The organism is Terriglobales bacterium (genome assembly GCA_035573675.1).
Taxonomy (GTDB): Bacteria; Acidobacteriota; Terriglobia; order Terriglobales; family Acidobacteriaceae; genus DATMAB01.
Map to the genome: position 1 here is coordinate 39,146 of DATMAB010000015.1, position 12,311 is coordinate 51,456.

12 protein-coding genes are annotated in these 12,311 nt (G+C 65.3%); 7 read left to right on the forward strand and 5 right to left on the reverse strand.

What is annotated here, in order from left to right; all coding sequences use genetic code 11:
* Positions 1-3: 3 nt before the first annotated feature.
* The 4 genes from VNK82_05650 (at position 4) to VNK82_05665 (ending at position 3,143) form a co-directional block, all read left to right on the forward strand.
* Complete coding sequence (locus VNK82_05650) at positions 4-354, forward strand: rhodanese-like domain-containing protein (GenBank protein HXE90433.1); 351 nt, start codon at positions 4-6, stop codon at positions 352-354.
* Positions 355-460: 106 nt separating this feature from the next.
* On the forward strand, positions 461-1,168 hold the full coding sequence (locus VNK82_05655) for a metal-dependent hydrolase (protein ID HXE90434.1): 708 nt from the start codon (positions 461-463) through the stop codon (positions 1,166-1,168).
* A 193-nt stretch (positions 1,169-1,361) separates the two neighbouring features.
* On the forward strand, positions 1,362-2,048 hold the full coding sequence (locus VNK82_05660) for an O-methyltransferase (GenBank protein HXE90435.1): 687 nt from the start codon (positions 1,362-1,364) through the stop codon (positions 2,046-2,048).
* Between the two features lie 393 nt (positions 2,049-2,441).
* Complete coding sequence (locus tag VNK82_05665) at positions 2,442-3,143, forward strand: Ig domain-containing protein (protein HXE90436.1); 702 nt, start codon at positions 2,442-2,444, stop codon at positions 3,141-3,143.
* An 18-nt stretch (positions 3,144-3,161) separates the two neighbouring features.
* On the opposite strand, the gene bshB1 is transcribed toward VNK82_05665, so the two are convergent.
* Entirely contained in the window at positions 3,162-3,884 is a 723-nt protein-coding gene (gene bshB1 / locus VNK82_05670; protein ID HXE90437.1) for a bacillithiol biosynthesis deacetylase BshB1, read from the reverse strand.
* Between the two features lie 71 nt (positions 3,885-3,955).
* Between bshB1 and VNK82_05675 the strand changes: the two genes are divergently transcribed.
* Positions 3,956-5,398, forward strand: coding sequence for a pyridoxal-dependent decarboxylase (locus VNK82_05675; protein ID HXE90438.1), 1,443 nt, complete (start codon positions 3,956-3,958; stop codon positions 5,396-5,398).
* A gap of 366 nt (positions 5,399-5,764) precedes the next feature.
* Here the strand turns inward: VNK82_05675 and VNK82_05680 are convergent, their stop codons facing one another.
* Complete coding sequence (locus VNK82_05680; protein ID HXE90439.1) at positions 5,765-6,646, reverse strand: farnesyl diphosphate synthase; 882 nt, start codon at positions 6,644-6,646, stop codon at positions 5,765-5,767.
* Positions 6,647-6,797: 151 nt separating this feature from the next.
* Here VNK82_05680 and VNK82_05685 point away from each other — a divergent pair, with 151 nt between their 5' ends.
* Complete coding sequence (locus VNK82_05685; GenBank protein ID HXE90440.1) at positions 6,798-8,435, forward strand: tetratricopeptide repeat protein; 1,638 nt, start codon at positions 6,798-6,800, stop codon at positions 8,433-8,435.
* Here VNK82_05685 and VNK82_05690 read toward each other — a convergent pair.
* From VNK82_05690 to VNK82_05700, 3 genes are all read right to left on the reverse strand, one after another.
* Positions 8,420-8,791: a hypothetical protein gene (locus tag VNK82_05690; GenBank protein ID HXE90441.1), complete on the reverse strand. Its 372-nt coding sequence runs from the start codon at positions 8,789-8,791 to the stop codon at positions 8,420-8,422. The genes VNK82_05685 and VNK82_05690 overlap by 16 nt on opposite strands.
* A gap of 8 nt (positions 8,792-8,799) precedes the next feature.
* Positions 8,800-9,048, reverse strand: coding sequence for an exodeoxyribonuclease VII small subunit (gene xseB, locus VNK82_05695; GenBank protein HXE90442.1), 249 nt, complete (start codon positions 9,046-9,048; stop codon positions 8,800-8,802).
* A gap of 61 nt (positions 9,049-9,109) precedes the next feature.
* Entirely contained in the window at positions 9,110-10,984 is a 1,875-nt protein-coding gene (locus tag VNK82_05700; GenBank protein HXE90443.1) for a bifunctional homocysteine S-methyltransferase/methylenetetrahydrofolate reductase, read from the reverse strand.
* Positions 10,985-11,119: 135 nt separating this feature from the next.
* Here VNK82_05700 and VNK82_05705 point away from each other — a divergent pair, with 135 nt between their 5' ends.
* Positions 11,120-12,304, forward strand: coding sequence for a YncE family protein (locus VNK82_05705; GenBank protein ID HXE90444.1), 1,185 nt, complete (start codon positions 11,120-11,122; stop codon positions 12,302-12,304).
* The last annotated feature ends 7 nt before the right edge of the window (positions 12,305-12,311 follow it).

Sequence of the window (12,311 nt, forward strand, 5' to 3'; positions counted from 1 at the left end):
GGAATGATGCTGCCGGAATTTCGTGCTTTGTGCGACGAAGCCAAGAAGGAGATCCGCGAGATCGACTCCGCCGAGCTGCGCCGCATGCTCGCGGCCAAGGAGGACTTCACGCTCATCGACGTGCGCGAGCGCGAGGAACAGGCCAAGGGCATGATCCCGGGAGCGGTGGCCTTGCCGCGCGGCATCGTGGAGCGCGACATCGACCAGGTCACCCTGGACCGCGACCGCAAGATCGTGCTCTACTGCGCCGGCGGCAACCGCTCCGCTCTGGCCGCGCTCAACCTGCAGAAGATGGGCTACCGCAACGTCATCTCGCTCATCGGCGGATGGCGCGCCTGGACCGCCAGCGGCTAGTCGTTGCTCGCCGGAGCGGGTGAAGGATTCGTAATCAGGGCACGGCTTCAGCCGTGCCGCGGACCATCGCAAGAACCCGGGCTTTAGCCCCCGAGGTATGAAGGCAATGAATCTGCGCGGCGTCAAGCTCACCTGGCTGGGCCACTCCACCTTCCGCGTCCAGACGCCGGAGGGAAGAGTCCTGCTCATCGATCCCTGGGTGATGGGCAATCCCGCCTGCCCGGTCGAGCAGCAGGACGTCGGCAAGGTGGACGCGCTCTTGTGCACGCACGGCCACGGCGACCACATCGGCGATGCGGTGGAGATCGCCAAACGCTCGGACCCGGTGGTGGTGGGCGTCTATGAGCTCTGTCTCTGGATGCAGTCGAAAGGCGTCAAGCAGATCTCGCCCATGAACAAGGGCGGCTCGCAGACGGTGGCGGACGTGCGCGTCACCATGGTGCACGCCGACCACTCCTGCGGCATCGAGGACGACGGCAAGGTCATCTACGGCGGTGAGGCCTGCGGCTACGTGCTCACCTTTTCGAACGGCCTGAAGCTCTATCATGCCGGCGATACCAACGTCTTCGGCGACATGCACATCATCCATGAACTCTACGGGCCGGAGATCGCCATGCTGCCTATCGGCGACCTGTTCACTATGTCCCCACGCGAGGCAGCCTATGCCGCCAAACTGCTGCGCCCGCAGGTCATCATCCCCATGCACTTCGACACTTTTCCGGTGCTCACCGGCAAGCCGCGCGACCTCAAGAAGCTGGTCGCCGACCTGGGCATCGAAGTCATCGAGATGCACCCGGGACAGACGCTGTCATGACGTCGCTGCAACATGCCTCGACCCCTGGTTTCTGCTGTCATCCCGAGCGAGGGAGGGACCCGCGCGCTCACGCCACGTCCGCGCCACGCGAAGCGCGGCGAGGACGGTCGTGCGCGGGAGACCCGAGTCGAGGGACTTTGGGGTTGCTTTTCGTCAAACAATCATGCGGCCCCGGCCGCTGAGGATCACGGCAATGACATCTGAACCGGCACGCGCCTACTGGCGCATGGGCGGCATCACCCAGCCCGAGGTCGAAGACTATCTTTACTCCCTGCTCCCGCAGCGCGACGAAGTGCTCGCTGAGATGGAAGCCCAGGCCGCGCGCCGCAATATTCCTATCGTCGGCCCGGCGGTCGGCCGCCTGTTCTACCAACTGGCGCGCATCTCCGGCGCGAAGACCGTGTTCGAGATGGGCTCGGCCATCGGTTATTCGACCATCTGGTGGGCGCGCGGCGTAGGCGAGGGCGGCCGCGTGACTTATACCGACGGCGACCCCAGGAACGCCGAGCAGGCGCGCCGCTACTTCGAGCGCGCCGGCGTCGCCGGGCAGGTCGAGGTCCGCGTCGGCGATGCCCTGGAACTGCTCTCCGAGCACAAGCCGGAATCCTTCGATGTGATCTTCAACGACGTGGATAAAGTCGACTACCCGCGCGTCTTCCGCCTGGCAGTGCCGCGGCTGAAGAAGGGCGGCCTGTTCGTGACTGACAATGTGCTGTGGAGCGGCCGGGTGGCCTCAGCGGTTACAGGCCAACCACCCTCGGACAAGGAAGCCGAGACGCGGGCCATCGTCGAGTTCAACCGCCTGCTCTATGGCGCGCCGGAACTGTTCACCACCATCTTGCCGATACGGGATGGCGTGTCGGTGGCTGTGAAGACTTAGCCACAGAGACACAGAGCATCTCCCTTCATGGTTCCCTCTCAAAGCTGTCATCCCGAGCGAGGGAGGGATCCCGCGCTGCTTACGCCGCACCCTCACAGCGCTGCGCGCGGTGAGGGTGATCGTGCGCGGGAAACCCGAGTCGAGGGACCTTGGGTTTGCTTTTCCCTCGCGGATGCTACCGGAAGGCAAGCTCCGAGCGAGCGCCGGAGGCGCGGAAGAGAGTAGCCCAGGGCGGCGAGCGCGCCGCAGGCGTCGGCATCATGACTTCCGGGTGACAAACGCGGTAGCTTAACACCGCGGCACAGCGCGCGAAGCGTGCGGTAGAGACTAGCCCAGCCCGTAAGGGCTGGGCAACGTTGGATTATCGCAGCCAGCCCGCGGAGCGGGCGGCACATGGCTGCCACACAAATGATCTTGCGTTCGTGCCACAAGCCGTTTTGGCTGTGCTTGAGCCTGCTCCTGCTGCCCGCGATCGCCTCGGCCCAGCAGACGCCCGCTCCGCAACCGCCCCCGCTCACCATCCTCACCGAGACGCTCCCCCGCGGAGCCGTGACTGCCACCTACGTCTTTGAATTGAAGGCGCAAGGCGGCACAGAGCCCCGCACTTGGAAGCTCGAGGAGGGCACGCTGCCGCCAGGCGTTGGGCTGTCGTCATCAGGCATTCTTTCCGGAACACCGGCCGCCGTGGGTGAATTCCGTTTTCGGATTTCGGTGACCGACTCTTCCCCCCGGCCCAACACGCTCGCGCGCTGGTTCGTGTTGCGTGTGGTCGCTCCGCTGAAAATAGGCTGGAAGCAGCCGCCGCGATTGAGAGGAGACGAGATTTCCGGGACTGTCGAGGTCTCGAACGCCACCGATGACGACTTCGACCTCACGGTGATCGTGGTGGCGGTCAACGAGGTCGGCAAGGCCTTCGCGCTCGGCTACCAGCACTTCAAGCTGAAGCAGCAGACGGAGAACCTAGCCATCGAGTTCGGCTCGACCCTCCCCCGCGGCGCCTACATCGTGCACGCCGACGCCGTGGCTGAGATCGAGCCGAAGAATCTGATTCACCGCTCGCGGTTGCAGACGGCGGAAGCAATCAAGGTCCCGTAGGTCGGGAGCCACGCGTGGCTAAATCGACTTCACCGGCAGTGCCAACAAATCATCCACCAATCCTACTTCCTTCTGCAGGAAGGGCTCGGCGTATTTCACGCCCGCGAGCATACCGTAGAAGCGCGCCATGCTGGTGACCATCTCGCGGATCTCGGCGGCGGCGGGGAAGATGTCTTTGCCCGCGTGCTGGTCGCTGAACTGCGACTTGTACGCCAGGATGGACTCCAGGCGCGTCTCGAACTGCTCGGTGATATCCACCACGAAGGTCGGCCGCACCTCGTGGTAGAGCGTGGCGTAGATGATCTTGTAGGGACGGTGCCGGGGGAGGGAGCCGACGTCGAGCTTCTCCAGACCCGCCAGGAAGCAGGCCTCGTAGCCGAGCGTGGCCGCGTTGTAGTGATCGGGATGGCGGCCATACCAGTAGGGAAGGATGACCACGCGCGGGCGCATCTCGCGCAGCACGTAGGCGACCTTCAGCCGGTTCTCCCATGTGTTCTCGACCCGGCCGTCGGGGATGTCGAGCGCACGCCGCCACGCCACTTTCAGGATGCGGGCGGCTTCGGCGGCTTCCGCGGCGCGATCTTCGGCGGTGCCGCGCGTGCCCAGCTCGCCCTGGGTCAGGTCGAGGATGCCGGTGCGGCGACCGCGCTGGGCCATCTTCAGCAGCGTGCCGCCGCAGGTCTGCTCCACGTCGTCGCGGTGCGCGGCGATGGCCAGGATGTCGAGCGCGGCTTCCGCCATCGCGCGAAATTCTACCAGACAAGAAGAATCCCCCGGGCTGCCGTTAGAATCTCAGACTGCGAGGAAACGCCATGGATGCCAACGAATTCCGCCAGTTGGGGCACGAAGTCGTGGACCGGCTCTCCGAGTACTTCGAGCACATCGAGGACCGGCCGCTGTTCCCGGATGTCGAGCCGTCCGCTGTGAACGCGCTTTTCGCCGAGCCTCTGCCCGAGGATCCCACGCCTTCGCGCGAGGTCCTGCGACAGGTGGAGGAGAAAGTGCTCCCCTATTGCACCCACGTCGGCCACCCCGGCTACCTCGGCCTCATCACGCCCTCTCCCAACCTGATGGGCATCCTGGGCGACTTCATCTGCTCGGCGCTTAATCAGAACATCGGGGCGTACAGCATCGGGCCTTCGGGAGTTGCCATGGAACGCCGCACGGTGCATTGGCTTACCGACCTTGTCGGCTACGGCGAACATGCGGGAGGCAATCTGACCAGCGGCGGCACCCTGGCCAACTTCATCGGCTTGAAGCTGGCCCGCGACTTCGTCTCGGGCGACCGCGCGCAGCAGGAGGGCGTCGACGGCCGCTGGGCGGTGTACACCTCCGAGGAGCGGCACGTTTCCGTGGATAAGGCCGTGGACGCCATCGGCCTGGGTCGAAGAGCCCTGCGTGCGCTGCCCACCGACGATGAGTTCCGGCTGCGCCTCGACGCGCTGGAAGCCGCCATCGCCGAAGACAAGCGCCAGGGCGTGCGCCCTATGTGCATCGTCGGCATCTTCGGCACCACCAACACCGGCGCCGTCGATTCGCTCACCGAGCTGCGCCGCATCGCCGACCGCGAAGGCATGTGGCTGCACGCCGATGCCGCCTACGGCGGCGGCATGCTGCTGTCGCATCAGTGGCCCATGCGCGACCGCGGGCTCGAACTGGCGGATTCGGTCACCATGGATCCACACAAGTGGTTTTATGCCCCGCTCGATGCCGGCGCGGTGCTGGTGAAGGATGAGCGCCGCCTCACCGCCTCGTTCGGCATGAAGCCCGCCTACCTCACCGACGAGTTCGACCGCGCCAACGAGCGCTATCAGTACTACGTGCACGGCTTCGAGCAGTCGCGCCGCTTCCGCAGCCTGAAGGTGTGGATGAGCTTCAAGCGCTACGGCGCGCGCGAGATCGGCAACTGGATCGACGCCAATGTGAACCGCGCCCAGGAACTCTACCGGCTGGTCGAGCGCGATCCCGAGTTCGAGCCTGCCAACCGGCCCATCATGTCGGCCATTTGCCTGCGCTACAAGAACGTCCCGGACTCGGAAGCGAAGCAGCTCCACGCCCAGGTCGCCAGCCGCATCGAGCGCGGCGGAAAGTTCTGGATCTCGACCACCGAGATGAAGGGAAGACCGTGGTTCCGCATCAACCCGGTGAACTTCCGCACCCGCCCCGAGCACATGCGGCAACTGTTCGAGCTGCTGCGACAGGAGTGTCGCTCGGTCGCCGAAGACCTTCGGACCGCCAGCCGCCAGTCCGCCTAACACTCTGGCGGATGACTGGACGGTGCCCATGTCTGCGGCAGGCCTTTCCGCCAGGCGTGGGGTGGCTATCGCCTGCGACCGGCTCCCGGCCGCTGCTCGCTGGTGCGCTTGCCGAGTGCTGACTGCTGATTGCTTATCGCTAATTGCCTATCGCTTATCGCTCTATTTTCCCCTTGACAATCTGCTATGCCATGTTATACTTAAATCGGCTTGATTGCCAACCGGAAATAACTCCTTTGTTTGGACGAATTTGCCTTTAAGCTCTTTGAAATCAAGATTTTGCCCGACCCACTTCCGCTAACCCTTTTGCTTGGACGAACTTGCAAAAAATAGGGGAGGGGGGGGAGGGTGGGGGTGGGACGCCACCTATTTCTTGCGTTCCACCAGGAACCGGGCCAGCGCTTTCAGGGTGGCGGCGCGGTCGCCGAAGGAGTCCAGCGCCCCGCAGGCCTCGTCCACCAGGCGCCGGGCCATCTCGACCGACAGCTCCACGCCGTACAGGCCGGGATAGGTGGCCTTCTCGGTGGCGGTGTCCTTGCCCGCGGTCTTGCCCAGTTGCTCGGACGATTGCGTGACGTCGAGCACGTCGTCGGCGATCTGGAAGGCCAGGCCGATGGAACGCCCGAACTCGCGCAGGCGCGCCACCTGGGCGTCGCTGGCCCCGGCGAAAAGCCCGCCCGTGACGATGCTGGCGGTGATGAGCGCGCCGGTCTTCGAGCGGTGAATGGTCTCCAGCGTCCGGGCGTCGGGCCGCGTGCGCTCGGCTTCGAGATCCATCACCTGGCCGCCGATCATGCCGTTCACCGTGCCGGTGGCGACCGCGATTTCTTCGATGATGCGCACCCGCCGGTCCGCCGGGCACGCCAGGCGCGCCAGCACCTGGTAGGCGGTGGTCTGCAGGGCGTCGCCGGCCAGGATGGCGGTGGCTTCACCGAACGCCTTGTGGCACGTCGGACGCCCGCGCCGCAGGTCGTCGTTGTCCAGCGCCGGAAGATCGTCGTGCACCAGCGAGTAGGTATGCAGCATCTCCAGCGCCGAGCCCAGGTCTTCGATGCCTGCGGGCAGGGAACCGCAGATGAGCTGCGCCGCCTCCATCGCCAGGATGGGGCGCAGCCGCTTGCCCCCGGCGAACACGCTGTGCCGCATGGCGCGATGGATGGAAGCCGGAGGGGTTTCCGCCGCCGGCAGCAGACGCTCCAGGGCTGCATCGATGCGCTGCCGCCCCTGTTCCAGAGTTTCAGGCAACATGACTGAAAAGCCGAGTATAACAGTTGCCTTCGAGGGCCTTTTGGAGCTGCCTGTGGATGCACGCGAAGCTGTGCGAACGTCGAATGCAAACGGGAAAGCTTCCATGCCATGGCCGGTGAGACGCTTCCACTGGCCGCTTCTGGTCGTGCTTATGGCGACGGCCATCTTGTTCTTGCCGGCGTTGCGCTATCCCTTCGTCTATGACGACATCCCCCAGGTTCTTGAAAACCCGGAGCTCCGCACCTGGAATAGCCTGCCGGGCTTCTTCGTGAAATCCCTGTGGTCGGAGGTGGGCGCAAAGGGAGGCTTTTACCGGCCGCTGTTCAAGACCTGGCTGGTAGTGAACTACCAACTGTGGGGAACGAATGTCGCCGGCTGGCACGCCGCCAACCTGATATGCCATTTGCTGGCGGTCGCACTGGCCTATGCGCTGGTGCTGCGACTGACCCGCGCGCGCTCGATTGCGGCGCTGGCGGCGCTGATTTTCGGGATCCATCCCAGCCGCATCGAGAGTGTGGTCTGGATCTCGGGCATCGCCGATCCCCTGATGTCGGTGTTCCTGCTGGGCGGGCTGCTGGCCTATCTGGAATACGTGGAAACGCGCCGCGGGTCATGGCTGGCCAGCGCCGCGCTGCTGCTGGTTGCGGCCTTGCTCAGCAAGGAGACGGCCATCGTTTTCGCCGCCGTAGTCATGGTCCACTCTCTGGCGTTCGAGAGAAAGCGTGAGCCTGAACGCCGGCGTGCCGCTACCCGGGCGGTGGCGTTATTCTTCGTCATCACCGTCGCCTATTTGCTGGTCCGGGTGATGGTGCTCGGAGCGCTCAGCGGGCGCCCGACCGAACTGCCGCTCTCCACCGTGCTGCTGACCGCGCCGTCGCTGCTCGGGTTCTATGCGCGCCAGTTGGCCGCCCCTTTCCGCGTCAGCCTGTTCTATGACACGCCCTACGTGCGGAGCGCACGCGCAGCCGAATTTGTAGTGCCGCTCGTCTTTCTGGGCATCCTGGTCACCGCACTGTGGTTGTGGGCACGAAAGGAGAAGTCGCCGGCCATCGCGTTCTTCTCCGCCCTCACGCTGCTCCCGCTGCTGCCCACGCTCGACCTTCGCGTCTTTCAGTGGAAGGAACTGGCGCACGACCGGTATCTCTACCTGCCGGTTCTGGGGTTCTCGGTGCTGGTTGCGCTCGCCGTGCGCCGGATCGGTTGGCACCGCGAGAAGCCGGAGGCGTTCTCCCCGCCCGCCCGAATCGCGATTGCCGTGGTGGTCCTCACGCTGATGGCCAGCACCAGCATCCATGTCCGTTTCTGGCGCAATCCTCTGGTCCTGTATGGCTGGGCCAGTGAGGTCGCTCCGAATAATGCCACCGCGCTGAACCTGTTCGCGCGCGAGCTGCTGGCGGCGAATCGCAAAGCCGATGCCCTGGCGGTGTACAGCCGCGTGGTTCATCTCGCGCCCAACTGGTGGGAGGTCCATTACAACGCCGGCGTGCTGGCGTATGAGTTGGGGCGCTATGCGGAAGCGGAAGTCCTGCTCGGCCGCGCCATCGAGCTCGCTCCCCAAAACGCGGCCCAGTTCTACATCCTGGGGCTGGTGCGACTGGCGGCGAATCGCCCGCGTGCTGCTGAAGCTGCCCTGCGGCAGGCCTTGGAGCGTTATCCCAGCGGCAAGGATCTGCATGAAGCCCTGGGCAAGGCGCTTCTGGCGCAAGGCAGGCAGAAAGAGGCCGAAGAGGAGTTCGCAGCCGGGCGAACGCTGGCTGCGGGTGATGGCGGTCCTCAGGCCGCCGAGTGAGCCGCCTGCGGCGGGCCCTGCCGCAGGGCGGCCACGATGCCGTCGAGATCGTGGGTCAGGCAGCAATCGCAGGCGCCGGCATCGAGGGCTGCTGTCCACATCTCTTCATCCGCCACGCGATGCGTGCAAACGAAGGCGACCGAAGGAAACTCCTGCCGCAACGCGACCAATTCGCCCAGGGTGAGCATCTCCAGATCGACGATGGCGGCCACGGCGCGCCGCTTGAGGATCAGTTGCCGCAATTCGTCCGCGTTGCGCGCAATCGCGACGGCGTCGAAGCAGGCGTAGAGGCGGATTGCGATCTGCTCGGCGGCCCGGGGGTCGCATTGTGCCACGACGATGGCGGCGCCATTCACCTGGCCCTCTATTTGCGCGAGCCCTTGCCCGCGGGCTTTTCGGATTCGTCCAGAAAAGGCTCGGCCTGCAGCCTGCCGTTCTGCTTCAGCAGGATCTCGATCCTGCCTTCGGCGGCTTCCAGTTCCTTGCGGCAAGCCCCGGAAAGAGTCACGCCCTCTTCGAAGAGCGCCAGCGCTTTTTCGAGCGGGACGTCGCCCTTCTCGAGTTCGTCCACGATCTTTTCCAGGCGCGCGAGGCTGTCTTCGAATTTCGGCAAGGGAATCTCTCCGAATGCGCCCATTGTAGCGCCAATCTCAGGCGGTGAGACGGGAATCGTCTCAGACGGTGGCCGGCCGCGGCCGGCCCAGGACTTCCAGCACGTCCACGGCGGCGTGGTAGCGTCCCAGCGGAGCGCTGACTTGCGCACCTTGCACCATGGGTCGCACGGCCTGCAGCATCTCGCGCGCGATCTCGATGCCCTCGGCGCGAGCCGATTCGGCATTGGACGCGCGCCCCATGCGCTCGAAGATGGCGTCGGGCACGGTGATGCGCAGCTCGATCTTCATGAACTCGGCGTTGCGCACGCTCACCAGCGGCCAGATGCCGGCGATGATGGGGATGCGGCAGTGCTCGACGCGTCGCAGGAACTCTTCCAGCAGCGTGACGTCGAACACCGGTTGGGTGACGCAGAACTGGGCTCCGGCTTCCACCTTGTACTGGAAGCGGCGGACCTCTTCTTCCAGGTTGGGAGCGCCGGGATTGGCGCCGCAGCCGATTACGAACGAAGTGGCGCTGCCCACGGGGTTGGCGCCGATATCCAACCCGCAGTTCAGATTGTGCACGATGTTCACCAGGCCAATGGCGTCCACGTCAAAGACCGCGGTGGCATCCGGGTAATTGCCCAGCTTGGGCGGGTCGCCGGTGATGCAGATCAGGTTGCGGATGCCGATGGCCGAGGCGCCCAGCAGGTCCGACTGGATGCTGAGCACGTTGCGGTCGCGGCAGGTGTAGTGCAGCACGGCTTCGATTCCGACCTGCTGCTGGATCAGGATGGCCAGCGACTGGGCGCTCATGCGAGCCGAAGCGCGCGGGCTGTCGGGGATGTTGATGGCGTCCACACCCGCGGCCTTCAGGAGCCGCGCGCCGGCAACCTCCTTTTCCGGATTAGAGCCCTTGGGCGGGACGATTTCGACGAAGGTGACGAATTCACCGGTTTCCAGCTTGCGACCCAGGCTGGAACGCTCGGCGAGCGGCGGTGCTTCGACGGTGGCTTCCGTGCGGGCGGCGCGCGCCACCGGGAACGAAGCCGCCTTGGCTTCGCCCGCGCGCAGCACGGAGCGCATGGCGCGGATGTGGTCGGGCGTGGTCCCGCAGCATCCGCCCACCAGTTGCACGCCGGCACGCAGGAACTTGCGGGTGTAGCTGGCCATGTACTCGGGCGAGCACAGGTAGATGTTGCGGCCTTCGACGGCACGCGGCATGCCGGCGTTGGGTTGCGCGGCCAGCGGCAGGCTGGTGACCTGGCGCACCCGCTCCAGCGCGCCCAGCATGGCGACCGGGCCGACGCTGCAATTGCAACCCGCCACGTCCACGCCCCACTCGGTGAGCTTGGCGGCGAAGCTCTCCGGGCTGGCGCCATCCAGGCAGTTGCCCTCTTCGTCGATGGTGACCTGCGCGACCACGGGAACCGAAGCGTCCACGTCGCGCGCGGCCCGAATGGCCTGATGCAGTTCTTCCAGGTAGCCGAAGGTCTCGAGCATGAGCAGGTCTACGCCGCCTTCCACCAGCGCCGCGATCTGCTCGCGAAAGGCGGCGCGGGCCTCGTCGAAGGAGGTGGGACCCAGGGGCTCGATGCGCACGCCCAGCGGTCCGACGGAGCCGGCGACGAAGGGCCGCGTGGCCTTGCGGGCCGCGTCGCTGTCGGCGATCTCGCGGGCCAGGCGCGCGCCCGCCAGATTGATTTCGCGCACGCGGTCGCCCAGCCCGTAGCGCGTCAGGCGAAAGGAGTTCGCCCCGAAGGTGTTGGTTTCGATGATCTCTGCGCCGGAGGCCAGGTAGTCGCGATGGACCTCGCGGATCAGGTCCGGTTGGGAGAGATTCAGCTCGTCGTAACAGCGGTTGATGAACACACCGCGGGCATAGAGGAGGGTGCCCATGGCGCCGTCGCCGAGGATGGGACCTTTCTGCAGGCGTTCCAGGAATGCCGCGGCCATGGTGGGCAGAATACCGGAACGTGGCTGGCTGCGACAAAGGCGGCGCAGCCAACGGCTGCCCTCGGGCGCTGCTCTGCTATAATCGCCGCTTTGACAGCGCAAATCATCTGGCCTTCATCGCACGGAGCCCGACTTTTGAAGCGTGCCGTCAGTTTTGTCCCCGTTTTGCTCCTGAGCATCCTGTTCGCGGCCTGTGGGGCGGGGACTCCGCCTTCGCAGGAGCCGACCACCAGCCAACTCAGCAACCGGGCGTTGGTGGCCAACCAATTTTCCAGCGTCGTCAACATCATGAACGGCGACAACGACACCGTTTCGACGTTCACGGTCCCGGCGGGCACGAACCCGTCCATGATCGTTGTCTCTCCGGACAAGCGGTTCTCGGCCATTTTCAACAGCTTCGACAATACCCTGAGCATCATCAACAACGCCGAGGAATTCCGGCTGGGCACCGTGAGTCTGGGGGCCTTCAGCGAAAGCATGGCCTTCTCGCCGGACGGAAATAAGTTGTATGCGGCAGTGCGGAACGCGGCCGCGGTCGTGATTCTGACCATCGCAGCGGACAACACGGCCACCAGCACGTCCGTAACGATTCCAGCCGCCCGACGGCTCGTGGTGAGCGGTAACGGCAACCGCGTGCTGGTGTTCAGCGACGGGCTGGACACGGTCTCCGTCATCGATGCCACGAACAGCAACGCCATTACGACCGTGGCGGGATTCGACCGGCCGACCTGGGCGGTGTTCTCCAACGACAACGCCACCGCCTGGGTCCTGAACTGCGGGCCGGAGTGCGGCGGCACGCAAGCCAGCATCGTGGCCCTGGACATGGGTACGTTGACCCTGGGCACGCCGGTTCCGGTGCCGGCGGCGACCATCGGGCTGCTGAGCGGAAGTCAGTTGTGGGTGGCGGGAACGGAGCCGGGCGCCCTCTGCAATGCGGGCACGACGTTTTCCGCGTGCGGCAAGCTGACGGCGCTGAATGTGCCCGCCCTCACTCTGGCAACGCCCGCGGGCGGCGTGGACATCGTCGACGGCTTCCACCACGCCATGGAAATGGGAACCAACAACAAGCTGTTCATCGCTTCGCGCACCTGCCGCAACCTTTCCGAAGGATGTCTTTCCATCGTCAATACTTCGAACAACTCGGTCGTGGTGAGCGTGGCAGACGGTGATGTGACCGGCCTGGCGGCCATTCCCGGCCGCGACGTGGTCTACGTGGCGGAAGGCGGCGAACTGCGCATCTACGATACGTCCACCAGCGCCTTGCAGAGCCGGCAGGTCGACTTCGTAGGCCACATCGCCGACGTCAAGAGCATCGACTAGGCTGCAG